We start from the raw sequence: 26489 nt of genomic DNA, 5'->3' as shown, positions 1-26489 counted from the left end.
GTACGTTGACTGGAGGTACGGATGCGTCGCTCGAATGCACGGAATGTGCCGGTTCTCGTCGTTGCCGCGGCTGTGGTCTCGACCGTTGTCTCGGTCGGAGCGGCCGCACCGCCCCCGAACGCTCCGCCGGCCGGGTCCCCGGTCAAGACACCCGTCGCCGTGGGCTACGGAGGCGCGGTCGCGAGCGTCGACGCCGATGCCTCGGCCGCGGGCATCGAGGTGCTGCGAAGCGGCGGCAACGCCGTCGACGCGGCGGTGGCCACAGCGGCCGCCCTCGGCGTCACCGAGCCGTACTCCGCGGGCATCGGCGGCGGCGGCTTCTTCGTCTACTACGACGCCAAGCACCGCACGGTCCACACGATCGACGGCCGCGAGACCGCGCCCCGCAGCGCCGACGCCTCCCTCTTCCTCGAGAACGGCAAGCCCATCCCCTTCGAGGAGGGCGTCACGAGCGGCCGCGGCGTCGGCACCCCCGGCACCCCGGCGACCTGGGACACCGCGCTCGGCGCCTGGGGCAGCAGACCCCTGCGGCACCTGCTGAAACCGGCCGAGCGACTGGCGAAGGACGGCTTCACCGTCGACGCCACGTTCCGCTCCCAGACCCAGGCCAACCAGGCGCGCTTCGCGGACTTCCCGGACACGGCGAAGCTCTTCCTGCCGGGCGGGCAGCTGCCGGTGGTCGGATCCGTCTTCAAGAACCCCGACCTGGCGCGTACGTACAAGGAACTGGGACGCGAGGGCGTCGGCGCCCTCTACCGCGGTGACATCGCCGAGGACATCGTCAGCACCGTGCGCAAGCCGCCGGTGGCTCCGGGCGCGCAGCGGATCGTGCGGTCCGGCGACCTGACGGAAGGGGACCTGCGCTCCTACGAGACGGTCCGGCGCGCGCCCACCAAGATCGCCTATCGCGGTCTCGACGTGTACGGCATGGCACCGGCGTCCTCGGGCGGCACGAGCGTGGGCGAGGCGCTCAACATCCTGGAGCGCAGCGACCTTTCCAAGGCCACGCAGGCGCAGTATCTGCACCGGTTCATCGAGGCGAGCAGGATCGCGTTCGCCGACCGGGGGCGCTGGGTCGGCGACCCGGCCTTCGAGGACGTGCCCGTGAAGGAGCTGCTGTCACAGCGCTTTGCGGATTCCCGCGGCTGCCTGATCAAGGACGACGCGGTGCTCACCAGCCCGCTTGCCCCGGGCGACCCGCGCAGGCCCGAGGCGTGCGGGGCATCGGGAACCGCCGCCCCCACCACGTACGAGGGCGAGAACACCACTCACCTGACGGCCGCCGACAAATGGGGCAACGTCGTCGCCTACACCCTGACGATCGAGTCGACCGGCGGCAGCGGCATCACTGTGCCGGGCCGCGGGTTCCTGCTCAACAACGAGCTCACCGACTTCTCCTTCGCCCCGGCGAACCCCGCGGTCCACGACCCGAATCTGCCGGGCCCGGGCAAGCGCCCGCGTTCGTCCATCTCGCCGACGATCGTGCTCGACCACGGCTGTCCGGTGCTCGCCCTCGGCTCACCCGGCGGCGCGACGATCATCACGACGGTGCTCCAGACGCTGACGGGCCACCTGGACCGGGGCCTGCCCCTGGTCGACGCGATCGCGGCGCCTCGCGCCAGCCAGCGCAACCAGACGACGACGGAGCTGGAGCCCGCCCTGTGGAACAGCACGCTGCGCGCCGAGCTGGAAGCCATCGGCCATGCCTTCCGGCAGAACCCCGAGATCGGCGCGGCCACAGGCATCCAGCGACTTCCCGACGGGCGCTGGCTGGCGGCGGCCGAGAAGGTACGCAGGGGTGGAGGTTCGGCGATGGTCGTGCGGCCGTTCGGTAACCCGTCCGGCGGCTGACCGGACGCGCACGGGCCGTGAACGAGGGAGCCTTTCGGTACTTCCGGACAGAAAGGCTCCCTGTGCGTATTCGACATACCGCCTTGGCCGCGGCTGCCGGTTCGGCCCTGTTGGCGGCGACGGTGCCGTCTGCCGCTGCCCACCCCGCCGACCGAATAGGCACTGCCTGGCGTGAGGGTTCGGTCTCCGCGGCCGACCTGCTCGCCAGGGTCGAGGGCTGTTCGCAGATATCGAAGGGCGGGTACCGCGAGGACGCGCTCGTGCGCGCGGCCGTGAGTGTCCCCGTCTGCCAGGCGAACGGGGCGGTGTTCTGGAAGGCCGACATGGACATCGACTGCGACGGTCAGCGGACCAGTGCGTGCAACACCCGGACCGACCCGTGGTTCCAGAGCGCGACGGCCTTCCAGCAGTCCGACGGCCTGCCGCTGGACGCGGAGAGGCTGCCCTTCATCGTCGTGCCGACGCCGAGCGGCATCTGGGACTACCGCACGTCCGACATCGGGGGCGGCACGGTCGCCGCCGTCATATACGGCGACCGCGTCCAGTACGCCGTCGTGGGCGACACCGGCCCCAGCGGAATCATCGGTGAGGCCTCCTACGCCACCGCCGAGGCCCTCGGCATCGACCCCGATCCGCGGACCGGCGGGGCCGCGTCGGATGTCACGTACATCCTGTTCACCAACTCGCGCGTGGCACCGATCGAGGATCCCATCGGCGCGGAGATCCTCGGTGAGGCGCTGGCCCGGGACTTTCTGGAGAACAACTAGCCAGCGCGCGGGGAGCACTCAGAGCGCGGTGAGGACGCGCGGGCCGTCGTCCGTGATCGCCACCGTGTGCTCGGCGTGGGAGGCGCGGCTGCCGTCCGTCGTACGGATCGTCCAGCCGTCCCCCGCCGTTCGGTGCTCGTCCTTGCCGCTGCTGATCACCATCGGCTCGATGGCGAGCACCATTCCGTGGCGCAGCGGCATGCCGCGGCCCGCGCGGCCCTCGTTGGGCACGCCCGGGTCCTCGTGCATATGGCGGCCGATGCCATGGCCGCCGAAGCCGTCCGGGATGCCGTAGCCGGCCGAGCGGCAGACCCGGCCGACCGCGTGGGCGATGTCGCCGATCCGGTTGCCCACGACGGCCGCCGCGATACCCGCCTGGAGAGCCTCCTCGGCCGTGGCGATCAGGTGTACGTCCTCGGGGCGGGCGCGGCCCACGGTCAAGCTGACGGCCGCGTCGCCGACCCAGCCGTCGAGCGTCGCACCGCAGTCGATGCTGACCAGGTCGCCGTCGCGCAGCCGGTAGTCGTCGGGGATGCCGTGCACGATCGCGTCGTTGACGGAGGCGCAGATGACGGCCGGGAAGGGGGTGGGTGCCCAGCTGGGGCGGTAGTCGAGGAAGGGGGAACCGGCTCCGGCCCCGGCCAGGACCGCACGGGCGGCGCCGTCCAGCTCACGCAGGCTGATGCCGACGGCCGCGGCCTCGCGGACCGTGGCGAGGGCCTGGGCCACGATGCGCCCCGCCTCGCGCATCGCATCGATCGACGTATCGCTCTTGATCTTCACCATGCCAATTACTATACCGGTACTGCCGGTATAGTAATACCGGCATTAGAATAACGGCATGGTACGCACTCCTCTGACCCCCCAAGAGCGCGAACGCGGCGAGCGGCTCGGGCAGTTGTTGCGGCGGGCACGCGGTGACCGGAGCATGGTGGAGGTGGCGGCCGCGGCGGGGCTGTCCGCGGAGACCCTGCGCAAGATCGAGACGGGTCGCGCGCCGACACCGGCGTTCTTCACGGTGGCGGCGCTGGCAGGGGTGCTGGGGCTGTCCATGGACGAACTGGCGGTGAGCTGTGCGGGGGCGGCTGTGTGACGCCCTTTCGCCCCGCCCGCGAGGGCGGAGACGGGCAGCCCCCGCAGGGTCCACCGATCGCCGCCCGGCGTAGGCTCGCCGCGTGAATGCCGAGGACTTCGCCAGCGCCAGGTACGTCAGCCTCACCACCTTCCGCAAGGACGGGACGGGCGTCGCTACACCCGTCTGGTTCGCGGTGGACGGCGGTGAGCTGTTCGTATGGACCCGGTCCGACTCCTGGAAGGTCAAGCGGCTGCGCAACGACAGCCGCGTCGTCGTCACGGTCTGCGATGCACGCGGCCGGGTCGCGGAGGGTGCGCCCAGCGTGGAGGGCGTGGCGCGGCTGCTGGACGACGCGGGGACGGGCGCGATCCGTAAGCTGCTCTCCCGCAAGTACACCTGGCAGTTCTGGCTCGTCGACTGGCCCGCCACGGTCGTACGGCTCGGAAAGCGGCCGCACACCGGCATCGCGGTGACTATCTGAAAACACGGCGTGACGCTGTCGTAACACTGCTGCGGTCGAATGCCTGCGGACTGGATGCTTCCAGACGGGAGGGTTCCATTCGACGGTGGGGCAGGGGCAGCGATGACGGTGCATCAACTTCCGGTGGAAACTGGAGTGTTCGCGCGATACCTGAAGGGACTGGCGGCGCTCGTCGACCCGGGCAGCGGCTGGTACGGAATCTTCTGGCAGCGCGATCCCGAGGGCATGCGGGCCTGTCTGGACGGGACCGAGATCCCGCCCTGGGACGTGGTGGAATCGATGCTCCAGGACCTGGCGGGGGTGCGCGGCACGCAGTTCGCGCAGACGGAATCAGTACGCGCGCGCGAGCTCCACGCGGCCTCGGCACAGTCGCACGACCGCCTGCCCGGCGGCCGCGAGGCGCTGGAGGAGCGGCTGGAGCTGATGCTCCGGGAAGAGGCGTACGCGACGGGCCGCGCGGATGAGTTGCTGCGCCGCCTGGCGGGGGAGCCGGAGGGCAGCGCCGCGGCTGAACGGCTGGCCCACGAACTGGAGTGGACGCGCGACGACTACGCCCGCGCGACGGCCCGGGTGAGCGAACTGCGGGCCCGCCACGCGGCGCTGCGCGCGGACGCGGCGCAGGCGGCCGGACCGGAGCACAGCCCGGAGCCGGACGAGTGGTCGGGCTTCGCGGCACGTACGGCGCATGAGGCGCCCGGTATCGAGGCCGACGGCTGGAGGGGCCCCGGGGAGCGACCGGGCTCGGGGTACGGGACGGGTGCCGCCCAGCAGCCGGGTGCTCCAGCGGCTCCTGAGTACGAGGCGAGCGGACCGGCCCCCGGCGCGATCGCTCTGCCCGACGACTGGTTCCGGCCCCAGCCCACCGCACCCCACGACGGCCCGCACGCACACGCGGACCCGCCCGCTCCGCAGGCGGAGGCGGCGAACCCGCATCCCGGCCCCGCACCCACTGCGCCCACCGCACTCGCCGCCGGCAAGAAGAAGCGGCGCCCCCGCGGCGCCCGGTTCGCCGGGGTCGAAGGGAGCGGGGAGGAGGCCGCCGCCGTGCCCGTGCTGCCCGTCGTCGGCGACACACCCCGAGGGGCACGGTTCGGCGGCGCGCCCGCGGAGCAGCAGGCTCCCACCGCGCCCGAGCCCCCGGCCGGGGCGCGGCAGGCTGCCCGTGACACCGTCGCCACGCTCGGGCGGCTGCGGGCCGAGGGCCGCAGCGGCGAGGCGCACGCCGTGCTCTGCGAGGCGGCTGCCCGGCCCGCCCCCTGGCTGCCCGTGCTCGCCGCGGAACTGCACCGCGCGGGCCTCGCCGCCGACTGGACGACCCTGCTGTGGGAAGCCGCATCGCAGTCGGCGCTGAGGCTGGCGGCGGCCGCGGGCGCACTCGCCGCGGCCGGCCGCACCGAGGACAGCCGCCGACTGCTGCGGCAGGGCGTGACCCGCCCCGCCGACGACATCGCCGCGGCCGTGCTCGCCCTGGAGGACGAGGGCCGTGAATCCGAGGCGCGCGCTTTACTGACCGCGTTCGTCCAGCTTCACTCCGCCGAGGACACCGTCGGGATCGCGGACCGCGACCCGCGCAGGCTGGTGCCGCAACTGCTCGACGCTGCGCGCACGATCTCCACGTCGCATGAGCGCGATCTTGTCCATGCGCTGCGTGTGGCGGGTCATATCGGCGCCTGATCCCGTATCGATCTCTGCCGATCCCGTGCCTGTCCGCGGCTGACGCGCACCCTATCCGGGACCGAAGCTGTTCGGTGTGGACCGCTCGGGTGTGAAACATGATCGACTCTGCCGGTTAACGACGATGGTCTTGCCCCCGTGTGTGACGAGGCTTACGTTCTCCTCCTATACAGAACATCTACGTGCGTAGAGGCTCTCTGACCCCGCGTCGAAGGAGCAGCTCATGGCCAACGTCGTACGCGCCGCCCTCGTCCAGGCGACCTGGACCGGCGACACCGAATCCATGATTGCCAAGCACGAGGAACACGCCCGTGAGGCGGCCCGCCAGGGCGCCAAGGTGATCGGTTTCCAGGAAGTATTCAACGCTCCCTATTTCTGCCAGGTCCAGGAGCCCGAGCACTATCGCTGGGCCGAGCCCGTCCCGGACGGCCCCACCGTCCGCCGGATGCAGGAGCTTGCCCGCGAGACCGGCATGGTGATCGTGGTCCCGGTGTTCGAGATCGAGGGCGCGGGCTTCTACTACAACACCGCCGCGGTCATCGATGCCGACGGCTCCTACCTCGGTAAATACCGCAAGCACCATATTCCCCAGGTCAAGGGCTTCTGGGAGAAGTACTACTTCAAGCCGGGGAACCTGGGCTGGCCGGTCTTCGACACCGCGGTGGGCAGGGTGGGGGTGTACATCTGCTACGACCGGCACTTCCCGGAGGGCTGGCGTCAACTCGGCCTGAACGGAGCCCAGTTGGTCTACAACCCGTCGGCGACCTCGCGCGGCCTCTCCGCCTACCTCTGGCAGTTGGAGCAGCCCGCCTCCGCCGTCGCCAACGAGTACTTCATCGCCGCCATCAACCGCGTCGGCCAGGAGGAGTACGGCGACAACGACTTCTACGGCACCAGCTACTTCGTCGACCCCCGCGGCCAGTTCGTCGGCGAGGTGGCCAGCGACAAGGCGGAGGAACTGCTCGTACGGGACCTCGACTTCGACCTGATCGATGTCGTACGACAGCAGTGGGCCTTCTACCGCGATCGCCGCCCGGACGCATATGACGGGCTGGTGCAGCCGTGACCAGCCTGTACGAGCGGCACCGGGCCGTCATCCCGGACTGGGTCGCCCTCTATTACAAGCAGCCCGTCGAGATCACGCACGGCGAGGGCCGCCACGTCTGGGACGCGGACGGCAACCGCTATCTCGACTTCTTCGGCGGCATCCTCACCACCATGACCGCCCACGCCCTGCCCGAGGTCACCAAGGCCGTCAGCGAGCAGGCCGGGCGGATCGTCCACTCCTCCACGCTGTATCTCAACCGCCCGATGGTCGAGCTGGCCGAGCGGATCGCCACCCTCTCGGGCATCCCCGACGCCCGGGTCTTCTTCACCACCTCCGGCACCGAGGCCAATGACACCGCCCTGCTGCTGGCTACCGCGTACCGCCGGTCGAACCAGATCCTGGCGATGCGCAACAGCTACCACGGCCGGTCCTTCTCGGCGGTCGGCATCACCGGCAACCGGGCCTGGTCGCCGACCAGCCTCTCCCCGCTGCAGACGCTGTACGTGCACGGCGGCGTCCGCACCCGCGGCCCCTACGCCCAGCTGTCCGACGCGCAGTTCATCGAGGCATGCGTGGCGGACCTGGAGGACATCCTCGGCCAGACCCGTGGTTCGGTCGCCGCGCTGATCGCCGAGCCCATCCAGGGCGTCGGTGGCTTCACCTCCCCGCCCGACGGTCTGTACGCCGCGTTCCGCGAAGTCCTCGACCGGCACGGCATCCTCTGGATCGCCGACGAGGTGCAGACCGGCTGGGGCCGCACCGGCGAGCACTTCTGGGGCTGGCAGGCGCACGCCGACAGCGGCCCGCCGGACATGCTCACCTTCGCCAAGGGAATCGGCAACGGCATGTCGATCGGCGGCGTCGTTGCATCCGCCGAGATCATGAACTCCCTTGACGCCAACTCGATTTCGACCTTCGGCGGCTCCCCGGTCACCATGGCGGCGGGCATCGCCAACCTCGGGTATCTGCTGGAGCACGACCTTCAGGGCAACGCCCGCCGCGTCGGCGGCCTGCTGATCGAGCGGCTGCGAGCCATAGCGGCCGGCGCTCCCGCCGTCCGCGAAGTACGCGGCCGCGGGCTGATGATCGGCATCGAGCTGGTCAAGCCCGGTACCGACGAGGCCAATCCGGAGGCGGCATCGGCCGTCCTTGAGGCCGCGCGCGAGGGCGGCCTGCTGATCGGCAAGGGCGGCGGCCACAACACCAGCGTCCTGCGTATCGCCCCGCCGCTCTCGCTGACCGTCTCCGAGGCGGAAGAGGGCGCCGCGATCCTCGAACGCGCCCTGCAGCAGGTGTAGTCGACCGTACGCACGAGAGGGAGCGCACCACCATGAGCAGCACCCGCACCCTGATCCGCGGCGGCCTGGTCGTCACCGCAGCGGACGAGATCCATGCCGACGTACTGATCGACGACGGCCGGATCGCCGCTCTCGCCGCGCACGGCTCCGCCGTCGCCGGGGGCTGGACCGCCGACCGCATCATCGACGCGACCAACAAGTACGTCATCCCGGGCGGCGTCGACGCGCACACACACATGGAGCTGCCCTTCGGCGGGACCTTCGCCTCCGACACCTTCGAGACCGGCACCCGGGCCGCCGCCTGGGGCGGCACGACCACCATCGTCGACTTCGCGGTGCAGACGGTCGGCCAGACCCTGCGCGAAGGACTCGACGCCTGGTACGCCAAGGCCGACGGCAACTGCGCCATCGACTACGGCTTCCACATGATCCTCTCGGACGTGAACCAGTCCTCACTGAAGGAGATGGACCACCTGGTGGAGGAGGGCATCACCTCCTTCAAGCTCTTCATGGCCTACCCGGGCGTCTTCTACAGCGACGACGGGCAGATCCTGCGGGCCATGCAGCGCTCCGCCACCAACGGCGGGCTGATCATGATGCACGCCGAGAACGGCATCGCGATCGACGTCCTGGTGGAACAGGCACTCGCCGAAGGCCGCACCGACCCGCGCCACCACGGAGAGGTGCGCAAGGTCCTGCTGGAGGCGGAGGCCACACACCGCGCCATCCAGCTCGCCCGGGTCGCCGGCGCGCCGCTCTATGTCGTCCATGTGTCGGCCGACGAGGCCGTCGCCGAGCTTGCGGCCGCCCGCGACAAGGGCCTGAACGTCTTCGGCGAGACCTGCCCGCAGTACCTCTTCCTGTCCACCGACAATCTCGCCGAGCCGGACTTCGAGGGCGCCAAGTACGTGTGCTCCACGCCGCTTCGGCCGCGCGAGCACCAGGCCGCGCTGTGGCGCGGACTGCGGACCAACGACCTCCAGGTCGTCTCCACCGACCACTGCCCGTTCTGCTTCAGCGGCCAGAAGGAGCTGGGACGCGGGGACTTCTCCAAGATCCCCAACGGGCTGCCGGGCGTGGAGCACCGGATGGACCTGCTGCACCAGGCCGTCCTGGACGGGCACATCACCCGCCGGCGCTGGATCGAGATCGCCTGCGCCACACCGGCCCGGATGTTCGGCGTCTACCCCAAGAAGGGCACCATCGCCCCCGGCGCGGACGGAGATGTCGTCATCTACGACCCGCACGCCGAACAGACCCTCTCCGTCGAGACGCACCACATGAACGTCGACTACTCGGCGTACGAGGGCAAGCGGATCACGGGTCAGGTGGAGACGGTGCTCTCGCGCGGCGAAGTGGTCATCGACCAGCGGAAGTTCACAGGCCGGGCAGGACACGGCCAGTACACCCCCCGAGGCACCTGCCAGTACCTGAACTAGGAGCACCACGTCATGGACTTCGGACTTGTCCTGCAGACCGACCCGCCGGCCTCGGCCGTCGTCTCGCTCATGCGGCGCGCTGAGCGCAACGGCTTCAGCCACGGCTGGACCTTCGACTCGGCCGTGCTCTGGCAGGAAGCCTTCGTCATCTACAGCCAGATCCTGGAACACACGCAGAAGATGCACGTCGGACCGATGGTGACCAACCCCGGGACCAGGACCTGGGAGGTCACCGCCTCCACCTTCGCGACCCTGAACGACATGTTCGGCAACCGCACGGTGTGCGGCATCGGGCGGGGGGACTCGGCGATGCGCGTCGCGGGCCGCAAGCCCAACACCCTGGCCCGGCTCGGCGAGGCGATCGGCGTCATCCGCGACCTCGCCGAGGGCCGGGAGGCCGAGGTGGACGGGCAGACGCTGCGGCTGCCCTGGGTGCGCGACGGAAAGCTGCCGGTGTGGATGGCGGCGTACGGGCCGAAGGCACTGGCGCTCACGGGCCAGAAGGCCGACGGATTCATCCTCCAGCTCGCCGACCCGTTCCTCACCGAGTGGATGGTGAAGGCGGTCCGCGCCGCCGCTGCCGAGGCCGGACGCGACCCGTCGAAGATCACGATCTGTGTCGCTGCGCCCGCCTATGTCGGCGACGACATCGCGCATGCCCGTGAACAGTGCCGCTGGTTCGGCGGGATGGTCGGCAACCATGTCGCCGATCTGGTTTCGCGCTACGGCGAGCACTCGGACATGGTGCCCGAGGCGCTGACCGCGTACATCAAGGAGCGGCACGGTTACGACTACAGTCACCACGGCCGCGCCGGTAACCCGTCCACGGACTTCGTCCCGGACGAGATCGTCGACCGCTTCTGTCTGCTCGGCCCCGCCGAGGCGCACATCGAGAAGCTGAAGGTGCTGCGCGAACTGGGCGTGGACCAGTTCGCCGTCTACAACATGCACGACGCGAAGGAAGCCACCATCGACGCGTACGGCTCCGAGATCATCCCGGCACTCAACAGCTGAAGGGCCAGCCGCCCATGACCGCGACCGTCCCTTCCGGAGAACCCATATACGACCAGGCGGGCCGCGTCGAGCTGGCGCCCGGCGCGGCCCCCACCGACAACCGCTTCGTGAACGACGACCTGCTGCCCGTACCGCTCGCGCAGCGCCGCTGGACGACGTACAACTTCGCCGCCCTGTGGGTCGGCATGGCCCACAACATCCCGTCCTGGCTGCTCGCCTCCGGTCTCGTCACGCTCGGCATGGACTGGAAGCAGGCGGTGTTCACCATCGCCCTGGCCAATCTGATCGTGCTGTTCCCGATGCTGCTGACCGGGCACGCGGGACCCAAGTACGGCATCCCCTTCCCCGTTCTCGCCCGGGCCTCCTTCGGCCTGCGCGGCGCGAATCTGCCGGCGCTGATCCGGGCGGGGGTGGCCTGCGCCTGGTTCGGCATCCAGACCTGGATCGGCGGCCAGGGCATCTTCGTCCTGCTCGGCAAGATCTTCGGCGGCTGGGCGGAGGCCGCCGAGGTCGGCGGACAACCGTGGACGCTGTGGGTGTGCTTTGTGCTCTTCTGGCTGCTCGAACTGGCCATCATCTACCGGGGGATGGAGACACTGCGACGGTTCGAGAACTGGGCGGCGCCCTTCGTCATCGTCGGCGCGCTGGTGCTGCTGGTGTGGATCGCCTCCAAGGCGGGCGGCCTCGGACCGCTGCTCGACCAGCCCTCCAAGCTGGGCTGGGGCAAGGACTTCTGGCCGGTCTTCTTCCCCTCCCTGATGGGGATGATCGCCTTCTGGTCGACCCTCTCCCTGAACATTCCGGACTTCACCCGCTTCGGGGCGGGCCAACGGGCCCAGATCTGGGGGCAGTCGCTCGGACTGCCGACCACGATGACGCTCTTCGCCCTGCTGTCGGTCTTCGTCACCTCCGGGTCGCAGGCCGTGTACGGCGCCGCCGTCTGGGACCCCGTTGAGCTCACGGCCAAGACCGACAGTGTCTTCGGGCTGCTGTTCGGCCTGGTGACCGTGCTGATCGCGACGATCTCGGTGAACATCGCGGCGAACGTCGTCTCACCGGCGTACGACCTGGCGAACCTCGCGCCGAAGGTGGTCAACTTCCGCAGGGGAGCGCTGATCACGGGCGTCGTCGGAGTGCTGATCATGCCGTGGAAGCTCACCGAAACACCCGAGCTCTACATCTTCACCTGGCTCGGGCTGGTCGGCGGGCTGCTCGGCACGGTCGCGGGCATCCTCATCGCCGACTACTGGGTCGTGCGCAGGACCGTGCTCGACCTACCCGGCCTCTACACCCCGGGCAGCCGCTACTGGTACGTCTCGGGCTGGAATCCGCGCGCGGCCCTGGCCTTCGCGGTCGGCGGTGTACTGGCGGTGGGCGGATCGCACTCCGCGCCCGGCAAGGGACCCTTCCCCGAGGACGGCCTCATCCCCTTCCTGAAGCCGCTTGCCGACTACGGCTGGGCGGTGGGACTGGGGGCTTCGCTGGTGCTCTACATGGCGCTGATGCTGCCGGAACGGGCCCGGCTTTCTGCGGGCTGAACGGTTCGTGGCGCGAGCGGGCTGCTCCTCCTGCTCGCGCCACGCCCCGGTTCAGCGGCTCTGCCGCTGGGCCTGAACGATCTTGCGGATCGTGGGCTCGGCCCCCGACCGCCGCTGGACCCGTTCGGCGAAGCCCGGGAACTGCCCGGCGATCGCGCTGAGAATCTTCAACTCCAGGGGCGCGACATTGATTTCGGCGACGTCGCGCTCGACGGCCCGCACCACGCCGTTCACGACCTGCCGTGGCGAGACCGTCCGCACCCCGGCGGGAGTCCCCGAGCCGGTCGCCGCGAACATCCCCAGATCCCGTACGAAACCGGGCTGGACGATCGAGACGCCCACGCCTGTGCCGTGCAGGTCCTGGCGCAGGGCGAGCGAGAAGCCGCGCAGGGCGAACTTGGTCCCGCTGTACAGCGACGTGGACTTGGTCGCCGCCTTTCCGGAGAGCGAGCCGACGAAGGCTATGTGGCCACGGCCCGCCTCGACCATGGCGGGAGCGAGCAGCCGCGCCAGGAGTGCGGGAGCGCGGAAGTTGACCGCGATGGCGCGGTCGATCTGCGCCGGTGTGTAGTCCAGCAGATCACCGCTGGAGGGCAGCGCGGCGTTGGCGATCAGGATGTCCGTACCGGCGGCCTCGTCGGCGAGCCGCCGCACATCGTCGTCGTCCGCCAGGTCGGCGAGAATCGTGCGCGCCCCATACCGGTCGGCGAGCGGCTCCAGGGCTTCGCGGCGGCGGCCGGTCAGCACCAACTTCGCACCCCTGGCGGACAGTTCGGCGGCGAGTGCACCGCCGATGCCGCCGGTGACCCCGGTCAGCAGAACGGTTGCTCCGGTGATACGCATCTGGTTACCCTTCAGTTCTGTTCGTTCGAACGAACAATAGGGAGGCGGGGCGGTCGTGTCCACAGACGAATTCGGCGGACTGGCTGAACACGTAGGAGCTTTGAGGAGCGGTCAAGCCTCGTCCGAGAAGCTTGTGACGAACGCGCTCAAACGCATCGAGGCCAGTCAGTCCACCATCAACGCCTTCCGCTGGACACGCGGCGAACGGGCCGTCGACGAAGCGAGGGACGCCGACCGGCGGCTCGCGGCGGGCGAGCGGCTGCCGCTGCTCGGCGTGCCCGTCGCCGTCAAGGACGACACCGATGTGGCCGGACTGCCGACCCTCTTCGGCTGCTCGGGCGAACTCCCCCCGGCCGAGCGCGACGGAGAGGCGGTACGCCGCCTGCGTGCGGCCGGTGCCGTCATCGTCGGCAAGACCAACTCCTGCGAACTCGGACAGTGGCCGTTCACCGAGGGCCCCGCCTTCGGCGCCACCCGTAACCCCTGGTCCACCGACCACACTCCCGGAGGCTCGTCCGGCGGCTCCGCCGCAGCCGTCGCGGCCGGGCTCGTGCCCGCCGCCCTCGGCTCAGACGGCGCGGGCTCGGTCCGTATCCCGGCCGCCTGGACCCATCTCGTCGGCATCAAACCTCAGCGCGGGCGCGTCTCCCTCCACCCGTACGCCGACGCCTTCCAGGGCCTCGCCGTCAACGGCCCGCTCGCGCGCACCGTGGCCGACGCCGCCCTGCTGCTCGATGTGGTTCAGGGCCCGCACGCCCAGGACCTGTACCAGCCGGCCGCGATCGAGGCGTCGGCCGCGGCCCGCCGAGACCCGGGCAGGCTGCGGATCGCCCTTGCCTGGCGGCCCCCGCTCACCCTCACCCGCTCCATGCCGCACCCCGAAGTACGCCGCGGCATCACGGCACTGGCCGAAGCTCTCGCCCGGCTCGGCCATCATGTCGAAGAGGCACGGCCGCGCTACGGGCTGATCGGCCTCGCCTTCGTGCCCCGCGCCACCGCGGGCATCGCCGAAGTCGCGGCTCTCCACCCCGACCCGGCCCTCCTCGACCCGCGCACCCGCGCCGCCATGCGGCACGGCCGCACACTCGGCGGCCGCGTCGTCCGCGCGGCCCGCGCCCGTGAGGTCCGCCAGCACCGGCGGATCGGCGCGATCTTCGACTCGTACGACGTCGTCCTCACGCCCACGACCGCAGCTCCGCCCCCGCGCATCGGCACCTTCGACGGCCTGAGTGCCTATCGCACCGATGCGACCATGGCCGCCGCGTGCCCGTACGCCTGGCCCTGGAACGTCCTCGGCTGGCCGGGCGTCAACGTCCCCGCCGGCTTCACGACCGATGGACTGCCCGTCGGAGCCCAACTGCTCGGCCCCGCCGGCGGAGAGGAACGGCTGATCTCGCTCGCCGCCCAACTGGAGGCCGACCTGCGCTGGTACGAGAAGCGGCCGCCCGCCCCCCTGATCAGCGGGAGCGTGCCGGTGGAACAATGACCGCCATGTCCAGCCCCGCCCGCTCCGCCCCCACCCGGCAGCGCATCATCACCGCCGTCCTGCACATCATCGGCAAGGACGGCGTCGCGGCGGTCACCAACCGGCGGATCGCGAAGGAGGCCGGGGTCTCCCTCGGCTCGGTCACCTACCACTTCGAGACGCAGCACGACCTGCTGCGCGAGAGCCTGCTGCACTTCGTGCGCGAGGAGACCCGCCGCTTTACCGAACTTGCCGACCAGTGCCAGAGCGACGGCGTCGACATCGACGGCGCGGCCGCCCTCGCTGGTCAGGTGGCGGGCGGCACGGCCTTCGACAGCGAGCACATCGCGCCCTTCGAGCTGTACGTCGAGGCCGGGCGCGACGAGCGGCTGCGGGAGGCCGCGGCGGAGGCCTTCACGGCGTACGACCGGCTGGCGACGCAGATCCTCACGGGCCTCGGCGTCCCGGACGCGGAACACCTTGCCGCGACCACGGTCGCGCTGGTGATGGGCCTCCAACTGCGCCGCCTGGCAACGGGAGGCCCGGCACAGGACCTGGTCGACGCGCTGCTGCTGCTGGCGCGGGGGGCGGTAGGCGGTCCCAACTGCAGGTGAGACGGGGCGCATTGCGCTACGACTGGCGGCGGTTCGGGTCGAGGGTGACCGGTCAGCCGGTGGCCAGTACGAGGTCCACGACGGGGCTGTACTCGCTCTCCGCCGTCTCGTCGAGGCTCTCGTGCGCCGCGATGCGGAAGATCAGGGCGCGGACGAGGAGTTGACGCCAGTCGGGCAGACGCGACCATCGCTCCAGCAGTGCCGAGTCGGCCGCCGACCGGCGCAGCGCGTCGACGGCGACGATCGCCGAGGCCCAGGCCGCCGGGCGCCAGTACGGTCGCCAGTCGGTGATTGCGGGGGGCAGGCCGGGCTCGAAGAGGACATGGGCCAGCAGATCACCGTGGACGATCTGGGCAGGTGCATCGACCGGACGGCGGGCGGCCAGGAGCGGCTTGAGCAGCGGGACGTCCGGGGCCGCGTCGATCTCCTGCCAGGCCAGCCGGTCCGCGCGCGACCACGGGGTGTCGCGTATGCCGAGGAAACGCGGACGGGGCAGGTCCCTGAGCGCCGCGTGGAACGCCTCGCCCGCCCGGATGACATCGTCGGCGCGGTCCGGATCGGCGGATCCGACGATCAGCCGTGAGGCCTCCCAGCCGTGCGCAGTCCAGCCGCCGTCCACCGCCGGGACGGGGCGGGCCACCCGGAAGCCGGGGGTCTGCGGCAGATGGTGCAGCACGCCCGCGCGCCACACCGTCTCGGGCGCCGCCTCGGCGGGCTCCAGCACCAGCGGGCCTGAACGCCAGGCGGAACCCCGGCCACCGGGCAGCGGGACCGGCTCTTCGGTTGCCCCGAAAGCCGTGAGTACGCGAGCGGACGGTGCGAGGGACTGGCTCATGGCCGGGGAGCGTAGGCGGCTGGCTTGCATAGTTGCCGAACCTTCCCTTCGTACCCGATGAACTCGAGGTGCCGGGCGAAGTCGAACCGCGGCGCGTCTGCCTTCTGCCGCCGGGGCGGCGTCGCAGCCTCGCTCCCCGCAGCCTTCGTGACACCCCGTCAGTTCAGTCGGGGTGTCGGTCGGGCTTTGTGCTCCATGCCTCGAAGGCCTTGGCGCCCAGCTCGGGATGGATCTGCTCGATCTTGATCCGGCGTATTCCCCTATTTGTCCGATAACTCCCTTACGTAGTAGGCTACTCCGTAACGGTGTTACTGCAAGCCGGGTCCGGGGCGGCGAAGGCGCCACCCTCGTGACCTCACTGACTGACGACCGACAGACACTGACGACTGGTCAACCAATGGGGTCATCGTGCGCGGACCGACGCAGGCGCGGCGTATCGAGGGCGACATAGTCCGGCGGGGCGAGCCCGCATACGAGAGGGCCTGGGAGGGCATCCTGTGGAACGGGCTCAAGCCCCATCGGTTCCCGGACGTAATCGTGCGGGTCGCCTCGGAACGCGATGTCCCGGAAGCCGTCGCACTGGCTCGCTCCGAGGGACTGCGCATCGCCGTACGGGCGGGCGGGCACAGCTGGGTCGGTTCGCCACTGCGCGACGGAGGCATGCTCATCGACCTCGCCGCACTCAACCGGACCCGCATCGACCCGGACTCGGCCACGGCGACGGTCCAGCCCGCCGTCACCGGCAGCGCACTCGCCGCCGAACTCTCCAGGCACGGCCTGGCCTTCCCCACCGGGCATTGCGGGTCCGTCGCCGTCGGCGGATACCTCCTCAGCGGCGGTCTCGGCTGGAACTCCGGCGCGCTGGGACCGGCTTGCGCGAGCGTGCGGCAGATTGAAGCCGTGACCGCCGCGGGCGAGGTCGTCACCTGCGACGCGAAGGAGAACTCCGACCTGTTCTGGGCGGCGCGCGGAGCCGGCCCCGGTTTCTTCGCCATCGTCACCAGCTTCCGCCTCGCCCTGTACCCGCGCCCGGCGGCCATCATCACGACCACGTACGCCTTTCCGCTGGCAGACGTCGTACCCGTGACCCGCTGGTTCAGCGAGGCCGCCGCCGAACTTCCGCCGACCGTCGAAGTGTCCTTCCTGCTGGGCACCGCCGACCCGGCCATGTCGGCGGCCACACCGAGGCCCAAGGTGGTCGTCGTCGCGGCCACCGCCTTCGCGGACAGCAAGGACGAGGCGATCCGCGCCCTCGGGCCACTGCGTGCCTGCCCGCTCCACGACCGGGCCGTCTTCAGCCGGGCCGACGAGCCGGCGGCCACCTTCGAGACCCTGTACGACACCTCAGAGTCCCTGTGGCCGGCGAGCCACCGCTGTGGCGCCGACACCCTGTGGTCGGGCGCGGACTACGAAACCTTGCTGTCGCGGCTCGCCGCAGTGGTCGCCGCGGCCCCCTCCGAGAGGTCGCTCGTACTCGCCCCCGTGTCACCGGTTTCACGGGAGAAGACACTCCAGCAGGACATGGCCTTCTCGGTGCTCGGCGACAGCTACGTCGTCCCGTTCGCGATGTGGGACTCCCCGGCGCAGGACGGTGCCAACATCCGCTGGCTGCGCGACGCCATGCGAGCGGTCGAACCACTCGGGACGGGCCACTACATCGCCGAAGCCGACCTCACCGCAGACCCCTCCCGCGCCCGGCGCTCCTTCAGCCCGTCCGACTGGGACCGCCTGGAACGGCTCAAGGAACGCTACGACCCCGACAACGTCTTCTTCTCCTACCTCGGGCGATAGATGTCCTCGTCCGCTTACAGGGCGTGCTCTCCGCCGCGCGAACCCGAGGGGAATGCAGGGTTACGCAGCGGGGTGCCGACCGGACAGCGCGATGTCAGCGGGCCGTGCTTTGCTGGAGAAATGATCGATGACTTCCTAAACGGTGATCTTTCCGCTGTCGAGGAGGCGGTCCGCAAGGCGGCCGCCACCGAGATCACGCCGCGCTACCGCCAGCTCGCCGCACACGAGATCGTCGAGAAGAGCGGCCCGCACGACCTTGTGACGACGGCCGACCGCAATGCCGAGGAGCACCTCACCGCCTCGCTGACGGCCCTGCTGCCCGGCTCCGTCGTGGTGGGCGAGGAGGCCGTCCACGCGGACCCGTCGGTGTACGAGGCGCTGCTCGGCGACGCCCCCGTGTGGATCGTGGACCCGGTGGACGGCACACGGCAGTTCGTCCGCGGCGAGCCCGGATTCTGCACGCTCGTCGCCCTCACACAGCACGGCGAGGTGTTGGCGTCCTGGACGTACGCACCGGTCCTGGAAGAGATGGCGATCGCGATCCGGGGCAGCGGCGCACGGCTCAACGGCACCCCGATACGGTCGGGCTCGCCGGCGCCGGGCGCGGTCCTGGAGGTCGCGATGTCCCACCCGGACTTCACGACACCGGACCAGAAGCACGCCCTGCTCGGCCTGAACGGCGGGGGCGTCCAGGCACGCCCCTGCGGATCGGCGGGCCTGGAGTACCTGTCCGTGGCCCGGGGCGATCTGGACGCGGTGGCCTTCTCCTGGGAGAACGCGTGGGACCACGCGGCTGGCCTGCTCCTGGTGACGGAGGCGGGCGGGGCGCAGATGACGGTGTCGGGAGAGCCTTTCCGTATCGCGGGAGGAAACACGCTTCCGTTCACGGCGGCGAGGGACAGCGGAACGGCCCAGAAGGTGCGGGATCTGCTGCTCGGCCCATCAGGCCCGTCCGCCGTCTGAGGACGCCCGCGCAACGGACGGGTCCGGGAAATCATCGCCGCGGAGCCCACTGCCGCCCCCGCTGTCGGTGCTCCGCCCTATCCTGGGGACCTGGCCATCGGCTGACAAAGGAGTCCGAAGGTGCCGTCGATGCTCGATGCCGTCGTCGTGGGGGCGGGGCCCAACGGGCTGACCGCGGCGGTCGAACTGGCCCGCCGCGGCTTCTCGGTGGCGGTGTACGAGGCTATGGACACCATCGGCGGGGGAGCGAGGACCGAGGAGCTCACCCTCCCGGGCTTCAGGCACGACCCCTGCTCGGCGGTCCATCCGCTCGGCATCGGCTCACCCGCCTTCGCCGCCATGCCACTTGCCCGGCACGGCCTTCAGTGGCTGCACCCCGAACTGCCCCTCGCGCACCCCTTTCCGGACGGCACCGCGGCCGTGCTGAGCCGCTCGGTCGGGGAGAGCGCCATGTCGCTGGGCGCCGGTGACGCCGGGGCATACCGACGGCTTGTCGCGCCCTTCCGCGGACACTGGGACACCCTCGCCGCGGACTTCCTGCGCACCCCCTGGGACGGGCTGCCTCGCGACCCGTATCGTCTCGCCCGCTTCGGGCTGCTCGCGCTGCAGCCCGCCACCTGGATCTCGCGCCGTTTCGAGGGGGAGCGTGCCCACGGTCTGCTCGCCGGTCTTGCCGCGCATGCCATCGCGCCCATCAGCGGGTTCGCCACCGCAGGGGTCGCCCTGTGCTTCGCGCTCGCCGCGCACGAGGTCGGCTGGCCGGTGCCGCGCGGCGGTTCGCAGGCGATCTCCGACGCCCTCGCCTCGTATCTGCGTGAGCAGGGCGGCGTGATCCATACGGGCGCGGAGGTCAAGCGGCTGGACGAGCTGCCCCCGGCCCGAGCGTATGTTTTCGACACCTCGCCGACCGCGCTGGCCAGGATCGCGGGCCTCGGCCAGGCGTATGGGCACTACCGGTACGGCGCCTCGGCTTTCAAGATCGACTACGCGCTCTCGGGGCCCGTGCCCTGGACCGCGAAGGAGGCCCGCAGGGCAGGGACCGTGCACATCGGCCCCACCGCCGGTGAGATCGACGCGGCCCTGACCGCCGCCGTCGCGGGCCGCGACCCCGACGTTCCCTTCCTGATCACCGCCCAGCCCAGCCTGGTGGACCCCTCCCGGGCCCCTGCCGGCAAGCATGTCCTTTGGGCGTACGGCCATGTTCCGGCCGGCTGGGAGGGCGACGCGACCGAGGTCATCGAGCGGCAGCTGGAGCGTTTCGCGCCCGGTTTCCGCGACCTCGTGCTGGCCCGCGCCGTCGCGGGCCCGCCCCGGATCGCCCGGCGCAACGCCAATTACGTCGGCGGGGACATCGCCTGCGGAGCCTTCGCCGGACTGCAGACGCTGATCCGGCCCAGGCTCGCCCGCGTCCCGTACGCCACCGCGCACCCCGCCGTCTTCATCTGCTCCTCCGCGACCCCGCCGGGCCCCGGTGTGCACGGCATGTCCGGCCACCACGCCGCGAAGGCGGTCTGGCGCACTCTGCGCCGTGTGCGCGCTGCGTAGGCTGGACGTCATGGTCGAGATCACGCTGGTGCGCGGGGACATCACCCAGCAGCATGCCGACGCCATCGTCAACGCCGCCAATTCCTCACTGCTCGGCGGCGGCGGTGTCGACGGGGCCATCCACCGTCGCGGCGGACCCGAGATCCTCGCGGAATGCCGTGCCCTGCGCGCCTCGCAGTACGGCAAGGGGCTGCGCACCGGGCAGGCCGTCGCCACCACCGCGGGCCGCCTGGACGCGGACCACGTGATCCACACGGTCGGCCCCGTCTGGTCCCGGCAGGAGGACCGGTCCGGCCTGCTGGCCTCCTGTTACCGGGAGTCGCTGCGCGTGGCACAGGAGCTCGGTGCGAGGACCGTCGCCTTCCCCGCCATCTCCACCGGAATCTACGGCTGGCCGATGGACGACGGCGCACGGGTCGCCGTCCGCACGGTCCGCGAGGCGGCTGCCGTGCCGGTCACCGAGGTGCGGTTCGTGCTCTTCGACGAGGACGCGTACAGGGAATTCGAGACTGCCCTGGCAGCACAAGGTTGATGTCGTTTTCTCGCTAGCACCGGCCCTGGCGCTGCCAGATGCTTGAGCCATGCACACCGACACCGAGCGCTGCGTACGCGCCGTCCAGTCGAAGGACGCCCGATTCGACGGCTGGTTCTTCACGGCCGTGCTGACCACGCGGATCTACTGCCGCCCCAGCTGCCCGGTGGTGCCGCCGAAGGTCGAGAACATGACCTTCTACCCGAGCGCCGCAGCCTGTCAGCAGGCCGGATTCCGGGCCTGCAAGCGCTGCCGCCCCGACACCAGCCCCGGCTCCCCGGAGTGGAACGCCCGCGCGGACACCGTCGCGCGGGCCATGCGCCTCATCCGCGACGGAGTGGTGGACCGCGAAGGGGTCCCCGGTCTCGCCGCCCGCCTCGGCTACTCGACCCGGCAGATCGAGCGCCAGCTCCTCGCCGAGCTGGGCGCGGGACCGCTCGCACTGGCCCGCGCGCAGCGCGCCCAGACCGCGCGCCTGCTCATCGAAACCACCCCGCTCCCCATGGCCGAGGTCGCCTTCGCGGCCGGCTTCGCCTCCATCCGTACGTTCAACGACACCGTCCGCGAGGTCTTCGCACTGGCCCCCGGCGAACTGCGCACCCGGGCCGCCCGCAGCCGCACCGCACCCCCGCAGACACCAGGTGTGATCTCCCTGCGGCTGCCGTACCGCGCGCCGCTCGACCCGAGCAACCTCTTCGGCCACCTCGCCGCGACCGCCGTACCCGGTGTCGAGGAGTGGCTGGACGGGGCCTATCGCCGCACCCTGAACCTCCCCCACGGACACGGCATCGTCGCCCTCACCCCGAAGCCCGACCACATCGCCTGCCGGCTCTCCCTCACCGACCCCAGCGACCTCACCCTCGCCATCAGCCGCTGCCGCTGGATGCTCGACCTGGACGCCGATCCGGTCGCCGTCGACGACCAGCTGCGGACGGACGAGTTGCTCGCGCCGCTGGTCGACAAGGCGCCGGGGCGGCGCGTGCCGCGCACCGTCGACGCGGCGGAGTTCGCCGTACGGGCGGTGCTCGGCCAGCAGGTCTCGACGGCCGCGGCCCGCACCCACGCGGCCCGCCTGGTCACCGCCCACGGCGAGGCGATCGAGGACGCCGAAGGCGGCCTCACGCACCTCTTCCCGCCCTGCGAGGCGCTGGCGACGATGGACCCCCAGACCCTGGCGCTGCCCGGCACCCGCCGCACCACCTTGATGATCCTGGTCGGGGCCCTGGCGGACGGCTCACTGCGGCTCGGCATCGACAGCGACTGGAACGAGGCCCGCGCCCAGCTGACCGCGATGCCCGGCTTCGGCCCCTGGACGGTGGAAGTGATCGCGATGCGCGCCCTGGGCGACCCGGACGCGTTCCTGCCCGGCGACCTCGGGATGCGGCGCGCCGCCGCCGAGCTGGGTCTGCCCTCGACCCCGGCCGCGCTCACCGAGCGCGCCGCGGCCTGGCGCCCCTGGCGGGCCTACGCCGTCCAGTACCTCTGGGCCACCGACGACCACCCCATCAACCGCCTCCCCTCATAAGGAAGTTCAGCCATGACCAAGCAGCACACGGTCTTCGACAGCCCGTACGGCCCGCTGACCCTCGTCGCCACCGACGAAGTGCTGAGCGGCCTCTATATGACCGACCAGCGTCACCGGCCCGACGAGGAGACCTTCGGTGTGGAGGATCCCGCGCCCTTCGGCGATGCGATCCGCCAGCTGGAGGCCTACTTCGCCCGCGAGCTGACGGAGTTCGACCTGCCGATGCGGCTGCACGGCACGGACTTCCAGCAGCGCGTCTGGGAGCAGCTGCGGCAGATCCCGTACGGCGAGACACGGACCTACGGGGAACTGGCCGAGGCGCTCGGCAACGCCGGTGCCTCCCGCGCGGTGGGTCTGGCCAACGGCAAGAACCCGATCGGGATCATCGTCCCCTGCCACCGTGTCATCGGCTCGAAGGGCAGCCTCGTCGGCTACGGCGGCGGACTCAACCGCAAGCACCGGCTGCTGGCGTTCGAGTCCGGCACGCCCGACGACGCGCTCTTCTGACAACCGGGTCCGGCGGCGCTCACAAGCGCTTGAGCAGGGCCGGCAGCGACTCACCGATCGGCTCGCGCACGACCTCGTCCGCCAGCTCGTCGTACGGCGTCGGCTCGGCGTTGACGATGATCAGCCGGGCGCCGTGCTCGGCGGCGACACCGGCAAGCCCGGCGGCGGGCTGCACCTGGAGGCTGGTGCCGACGGCGATGAAGACCTGGCATGCCTTGGTGATCGCGAGAGCCTCGCCCAGTACCACGGGGTCGAGCCGCTCGCCGAACATCACCGTGGCCGACTTGAGGATGCCGCCGCACTCCATGCACGGCGGATCCTCCTCACCGGCCTCGACTCGCGCGAGCGCTTCCTCCATCGGTGCCTTGGCATGGCACTTGGTGCACACCACGGTCCGTGCGGTGCCGTGCAGTTCGAGCACCTTGCGCCCGGGCAGGCCGGCCAGCTGGTGCAACCCGTCCACGTTCTGCGTGATCACCCGCACCGGCACCCCGGACCGCTCCAGCTCCGCCACGGCCCGGTGCGCCGTGTTGGGCTCGGCCTGCAGCGTCCGGTTCTTCCGCCGCATCTGCCAGGACCGGCGGCGGATCTCCGGATCGGCCATGTAGTAGTCGTAGGTGACGAGCTTCTCGGCCTCCGGATCGCGCCGCCACAGGCCGTTCGGCCCGCGGTAGTCGGGGATGCCGGAGTCCGTGGAGACACCGGCGCCGCTCAGGATCACGACGAGAGGCTTGTTCATGGGCCGAGGGTAGGACGCCTGTCCGCACGAGGCGAACGGAAATCGGGGCGGGGACCATGGCCGGCACGGTTCGGCTGTTCGACACCGGCTGAGTGGGCACTGCCGATCGGATGGGTGGAGGCTGGAGGCAGGGGCGACACCGGTCCCCGCGGTCACCAGCGATGCCCCCGCGGCGGCGGTAGCGCGAGCGGGCAGGAAGGAGAAGCCCATGAGGGTCGGTGTGCTGACCGGCGGTGGTGACTGCCCCGGGCTCAATGCCGTGATCCGCAGTGTGGTGCGCAAGGGCGTCCAGGATTGGGGGTACGAATTCATCGGCTTGCGCGACGGCTGGCTCGGCGCGATCGAGGACAGGGTCGTCCCGCTGGACATCTCCGCCGTACGCGGAATCCTTCCCCGAGGGGGGACCATCCTCGGCTCCTCCCGTACCAATCCGCTCAAGGAGGAGGACGGGGAAGGCCGGGTACGGGACACCCTTGCGGCGCACGGCATCGACGCGCTGATCGTGATCGGCGGCGAGGACACTCTCGGCGTCGCCACCGAGCTGAGCCGCCGGGGAATCAAGGTGGTGGGGGTACCGAAGACCATCGACAACGACGTGTCCGGGACGGACTACACCTTCGGTTTCGACACCGCCGTCGGCATCGCCACCGAGGCGATCGACAGGCTGCATACCACTGCCGAGTCGCACATGCGGGCGCTGGTGGTCGAGGTCATGGGCCGGCACGCGGGCTGGATTGCCCTGTACGCCGGCGTTGCGGGTGGCGCCAACGCAATCCTCATTCCTGAGCGGCCGTTCGACATCGATCAGGTCTGCCGCTGGGTGGAGAGCCGATTCAAGATCAACTATGCGCCGATCGTCGTCGTGGCGGAGGGGGCGATGCCCAAGGAGGGCCAGATGGTTCTCAAGGACCGGACGGTCGACGAGTTCGGGCACGTACGGCTGTCCGGCATCGGTGAGTGGGTGTCCCGGGAGATCGCCGATCGCACCGGAGAGGATGCTCGCACCACGGTCCTGGGCCACGTCCAGCGGGGCGGTACGCCGAGCCCGTACGACCGGTGGCTCGCGACGCGCTTCGGTCTGCACGCCGTCGAAGCGGTCAGGGACGGGGCCTTCGGCATGATGGTGGCCGTACGCGGTACGGACATCGTCCGCATCCCCCTCACCGATGCCACGGCCAAGGCCAAGACGGTCGATCCTTCGCTCTACGACGAGTTCGAAGTCTTCTTCGGCTGACCGGCCGGGCCGCAATTCCTGTCGCGGTCAGCCGGCATACGGCACGATCGCCACCGGGCAACGAGCGTGGTGCAGCACCGCGTGGGCGACCGGCCCGAGCCGCCCCTCCGGCGCCCCTGACTCAGTGTGCCGCCCGATGACCAGCAGGTCCGCACCCGAAGACGCGGTCAGCAGTGCCACCGCCGGATGGAGCAGCCGGACATCGGGCTGCACGGCGACCTCGGGGTACTTCTCACGGAACGCCCGCAGGGCGTCGGACAGCAACAGGAGCTCCTGATCCTCCCAGGTGGCGCGGTCCTCCTCAGTGACGTCGAGCATCAACGGGGACACGGAGTCGGCGGGAAGCGCCCACGCGTGCACCACCCGCAGAAGCGCGTCGTGCCCCCGGGCGGCAGCGAAGGCGAAGTCCGCTGTCTCGTTGATCGGTTCGTGCGCGTCAAGACCTGTCACCACGCGCGCCGGCCCGTCCGCCGCCGGGGCCTCCTCCTTGTCACCTTTATCCGCTGCCTGCCCGGGAACCACCACCACGGGACAGGCGGCGGATGCTGCGGTGCTCAGCGCCACCGATCCCATCACGAGGCCGTCGAAGCCGCCCGTACCCCGGGCTCCGACGACCAGGAGCCCGGCGCTCGCCGCAGCCGACAGCAGGGTCTCGGCCGGATACCCGGACATGTGCTCGCTCCGTACGACGAGGTCCCGGTACCGCTCACCGAGGTCGGCGACCGCGTGCTGGAGCACCTCTTCCCCGACTTGCTGCCATGCCTCCGCGGCGGTCACTGGCATGACCAGACCGGGCGCAGGCGGTGTGGCGTGCACCAGCCGGAGCGGCGCCCGGCGAAGTGTCGCTTCCCGGGCAGCCCAGTCGGCCGCTGCCATGCTGCGTGCTGAGCCATCGATCCCCGCTACCACCGGCAGTCTCATCGCGCCTCCTTCGCCTCGCCGGATGCCTCTGACGCGCCGCACACCCGAGCGGTACTCCCACTGTTCCACGGCCGGCCCCATCCAGCCGCTCCCCCCCGCCGAGTCGGGCGCTCCCAGGGTCCCGGCAAGCCGTTCGACCTCCGCGTCGGCCGTCGATCCCGCCGTTGCCCTCACCGCCAACGTACGCAGCGAGTCCTCGCTGCCGCGAGCCGATTGGATCCGGTCCGGCATGATCGGCGGGACAGGACTCAGGCGGGCGGCAGCCCGTTCTCCAGCTCCACCGTCCCACTGCCCTTCTCCAGCGCGTCCAGAGCCGCCAGTGCACGGTGACCCAGCGAGCCCAGCAGGTGTACCGGGATCTCGTCACGGGACACCAGCCGCCAGGAGACCAGCTCATCCTCCGGCAGCCGGATCGCCACGAACTGAGCCTCGGTCAGCACTCCGCCGTCGTACACGTACGCCGCGATCGGCGGTCGTGCGGCGCCCTGCACCCAGTCCACCGCCAGCAGCGCGCCCGGCTCCACATCGAGTCCGATCTCCTCAAGGGTCTCCCTGCGGGCGGCCTGTCGCGGGGTCTCGCCCAGATCCGACTCGACGGTTCCGCCGGGAAGTGCCCAGCCCTCACGGTAGTTGGGCTCGACGATCAGTACACGTCCCTCGCCGTCACGGATGAGGGCGGCGGCGCCCGCGAGGATGCGGGGCAGGGAGGCGATGTACGTGGCGTAGTCAGAGGTAGTCATTGTGGGAAGCGTAACGGGGGTGCGGGCGTCAGCCCTTGGTGCCGGGTGGG

The 26489-nt window shown here is 70.9% G+C and carries 25 protein-coding genes; 19 read left to right on the top strand and 6 right to left on the bottom strand.

What is annotated here, in order from left to right; translation table 11 throughout:
- Positions 1 to 21: 21 nt before the first annotated feature.
- Together ggt and FBY35_RS06900 are read left to right on the top strand one after the other, a co-directional pair.
- Positions 22 to 1851 (top strand): gamma-glutamyltransferase, encoded by a 1830-nt coding sequence (gene ggt, locus FBY35_RS06905; protein ID WP_142212934.1) that lies wholly within the window; start codon positions 22 to 24, stop codon positions 1849 to 1851.
- 62 nt (positions 1852 to 1913) lie between these two features.
- Positions 1914 to 2618 carry a glycoside hydrolase family 75 protein gene (locus FBY35_RS06900; RefSeq protein ID WP_142212933.1) on the top strand — a complete coding sequence of 235 codons (705 nt, stop codon included), beginning with the start codon at positions 1914 to 1916 and terminating at the stop codon, positions 2616 to 2618.
- An 18-nt stretch (positions 2619 to 2636) separates the two neighbouring features.
- Here the strand turns inward: FBY35_RS06900 and map are convergent, their stop codons facing one another.
- The gene (gene map, locus FBY35_RS06895) at positions 2637 to 3404 is read right to left on the bottom strand and encodes a type I methionyl aminopeptidase (RefSeq protein WP_142212932.1); all 768 of its coding nucleotides are present in this window, start codon (positions 3402 to 3404) and stop codon (positions 2637 to 2639) included.
- Positions 3405 to 3459: 55 nt separating this feature from the next.
- On the opposite strand from map, the gene FBY35_RS06890 reads away from it, so the two are divergent.
- The 8 genes from FBY35_RS06890 (at position 3460) to FBY35_RS06855 (ending at position 12185) form a co-directional block, all read left to right on the top strand.
- Entirely contained in the window at positions 3460 to 3711 is a 252-nt protein-coding gene (locus FBY35_RS06890; protein WP_142212931.1) for a helix-turn-helix domain-containing protein, read from the top strand.
- A gap of 82 nt (positions 3712 to 3793) precedes the next feature.
- Positions 3794 to 4174 (top strand): PPOX class F420-dependent oxidoreductase, encoded by a 381-nt coding sequence (locus FBY35_RS06885; protein WP_142212930.1) that lies wholly within the window; start codon positions 3794 to 3796, stop codon positions 4172 to 4174.
- A gap of 135 nt (positions 4175 to 4309) precedes the next feature.
- Positions 4310 to 5848 carry a hypothetical protein gene (locus FBY35_RS06880; RefSeq protein ID WP_313904647.1) on the top strand — a complete coding sequence of 513 codons (1539 nt, stop codon included), beginning with the start codon at positions 4310 to 4312 and terminating at the stop codon, positions 5846 to 5848.
- A gap of 223 nt (positions 5849 to 6071) precedes the next feature.
- Entirely contained in the window at positions 6072 to 6914 is an 843-nt protein-coding gene (locus FBY35_RS06875; protein ID WP_142212929.1) for a nitrilase-related carbon-nitrogen hydrolase, read from the top strand.
- Positions 6911 to 8194, top strand: a complete 1284-nt coding sequence (locus FBY35_RS06870; protein WP_142212928.1) for an aspartate aminotransferase family protein — start codon at positions 6911 to 6913, stop codon at positions 8192 to 8194. Before FBY35_RS06875 ends, FBY35_RS06870 begins: the two co-directional genes overlap by 4 nt.
- Before the next feature lie 32 nt (positions 8195 to 8226).
- Positions 8227 to 9633 (top strand): dihydropyrimidinase, encoded by a 1407-nt coding sequence (gene hydA / locus FBY35_RS06865; protein WP_142212927.1) that lies wholly within the window; start codon positions 8227 to 8229, stop codon positions 9631 to 9633.
- Between the two features lie 12 nt (positions 9634 to 9645).
- Positions 9646 to 10647, top strand: a complete 1002-nt coding sequence (locus FBY35_RS06860) for a TIGR03842 family LLM class F420-dependent oxidoreductase (protein ID WP_142212926.1) — start codon at positions 9646 to 9648, stop codon at positions 10645 to 10647.
- A gap of 14 nt (positions 10648 to 10661) precedes the next feature.
- Positions 10662 to 12185, top strand: a complete 1524-nt coding sequence (locus FBY35_RS06855; protein ID WP_142212925.1) for an NCS1 family nucleobase:cation symporter-1 — start codon at positions 10662 to 10664, stop codon at positions 12183 to 12185.
- A 51-nt stretch (positions 12186 to 12236) separates the two neighbouring features.
- Here FBY35_RS06855 and FBY35_RS06850 read toward each other — a convergent pair whose 3' ends face one another.
- Positions 12237 to 13028, bottom strand: coding sequence for an SDR family oxidoreductase (locus FBY35_RS06850; protein WP_142212924.1), 792 nt, complete (start codon positions 13026 to 13028; stop codon positions 12237 to 12239).
- Between the two features lie 55 nt (positions 13029 to 13083).
- Between FBY35_RS06850 and FBY35_RS06845 the strand changes: the two genes are divergently transcribed.
- Both FBY35_RS06845 and FBY35_RS06840 read left to right on the top strand, forming a co-directional pair.
- Positions 13084 to 14514, top strand: a complete 1431-nt coding sequence (locus tag FBY35_RS06845; protein ID WP_142212923.1) for an amidase — start codon at positions 13084 to 13086, stop codon at positions 14512 to 14514.
- A 5-nt stretch (positions 14515 to 14519) separates the two neighbouring features.
- Positions 14520 to 15107, top strand: coding sequence for a TetR/AcrR family transcriptional regulator (locus FBY35_RS06840; protein WP_260848541.1), 588 nt, complete (start codon positions 14520 to 14522; stop codon positions 15105 to 15107).
- Positions 15108 to 15159: 52 nt separating this feature from the next.
- Here the strand turns inward: FBY35_RS06840 and FBY35_RS06835 are convergent, their stop codons facing one another.
- Positions 15160 to 15942 (bottom strand): TIGR02569 family protein, encoded by a 783-nt coding sequence (locus tag FBY35_RS06835; RefSeq protein WP_142212921.1) that lies wholly within the window; start codon positions 15940 to 15942, stop codon positions 15160 to 15162.
- 408 nt (positions 15943 to 16350) lie between these two features.
- Here FBY35_RS06835 and FBY35_RS06825 point away from each other — a divergent pair, with 408 nt between their 5' ends.
- The 6 genes from FBY35_RS06825 (at position 16351) to FBY35_RS06800 (ending at position 22805) form a co-directional block, all read left to right on the top strand.
- Positions 16351 to 17733, top strand: coding sequence for an FAD-binding oxidoreductase (locus tag FBY35_RS06825; RefSeq protein ID WP_260848540.1), 1383 nt, complete (start codon positions 16351 to 16353; stop codon positions 17731 to 17733).
- Between the two features lie 120 nt (positions 17734 to 17853).
- Positions 17854 to 18696 (top strand): inositol monophosphatase family protein, encoded by an 843-nt coding sequence (locus tag FBY35_RS06820; protein WP_142212919.1) that lies wholly within the window; start codon positions 17854 to 17856, stop codon positions 18694 to 18696.
- Positions 18697 to 18816: 120 nt separating this feature from the next.
- Positions 18817 to 20241 (top strand): NAD(P)/FAD-dependent oxidoreductase, encoded by a 1425-nt coding sequence (locus tag FBY35_RS06815; protein WP_142212918.1) that lies wholly within the window; start codon positions 18817 to 18819, stop codon positions 20239 to 20241.
- 10 nt (positions 20242 to 20251) lie between these two features.
- Entirely contained in the window at positions 20252 to 20773 is a 522-nt protein-coding gene (locus FBY35_RS06810) for an O-acetyl-ADP-ribose deacetylase (RefSeq protein WP_142212917.1), read from the top strand.
- A gap of 49 nt (positions 20774 to 20822) precedes the next feature.
- A complete protein-coding gene (locus tag FBY35_RS06805; protein ID WP_142212916.1) occupies positions 20823 to 22298 on the top strand; it encodes a DNA-3-methyladenine glycosylase 2 family protein in 1476 nt (491 codons plus the stop codon).
- 12 nt (positions 22299 to 22310) lie between these two features.
- On the top strand, positions 22311 to 22805 hold the full coding sequence (locus FBY35_RS06800) for a methylated-DNA--[protein]-cysteine S-methyltransferase (protein ID WP_142212915.1): 495 nt from the start codon (positions 22311 to 22313) through the stop codon (positions 22803 to 22805).
- A 19-nt stretch (positions 22806 to 22824) separates the two neighbouring features.
- Here the strand turns inward: FBY35_RS06800 and FBY35_RS06795 are convergent, their stop codons facing one another.
- Positions 22825 to 23544 carry a Sir2 family NAD-dependent protein deacetylase gene (locus tag FBY35_RS06795; protein WP_142212914.1) on the bottom strand — a complete coding sequence of 240 codons (720 nt, stop codon included), beginning with the start codon at positions 23542 to 23544 and terminating at the stop codon, positions 22825 to 22827.
- Positions 23545 to 23752: 208 nt separating this feature from the next.
- On the opposite strand from FBY35_RS06795, the gene FBY35_RS06790 reads away from it, so the two are divergent.
- Positions 23753 to 24778, top strand: coding sequence for a 6-phosphofructokinase (locus FBY35_RS06790; protein WP_142212913.1), 1026 nt, complete (start codon positions 23753 to 23755; stop codon positions 24776 to 24778).
- 27 nt (positions 24779 to 24805) lie between these two features.
- Here the strand turns inward: FBY35_RS06790 and FBY35_RS06785 are convergent, their stop codons facing one another.
- Both FBY35_RS06785 and FBY35_RS06780 read right to left on the bottom strand, forming a co-directional pair.
- On the bottom strand, positions 24806 to 25699 hold the full coding sequence (locus FBY35_RS06785; protein ID WP_142212912.1) for a universal stress protein: 894 nt from the start codon (positions 25697 to 25699) through the stop codon (positions 24806 to 24808).
- A 248-nt stretch (positions 25700 to 25947) separates the two neighbouring features.
- Complete coding sequence (locus FBY35_RS06780; RefSeq protein WP_142212911.1) at positions 25948 to 26439, bottom strand: NUDIX hydrolase; 492 nt, start codon at positions 26437 to 26439, stop codon at positions 25948 to 25950.
- Between the last annotated feature and the right edge of the window lie 50 nt (positions 26440 to 26489).

Origin of the sequence: Streptomyces sp. SLBN-118 (assembly GCF_006715635.1) — a bacterium.
Taxonomy (GTDB): Bacteria; Actinomycetota; Actinomycetes; order Streptomycetales; family Streptomycetaceae; genus Streptomyces.
This window is presented reverse-complemented; position numbering and strand designations above follow the sequence as displayed.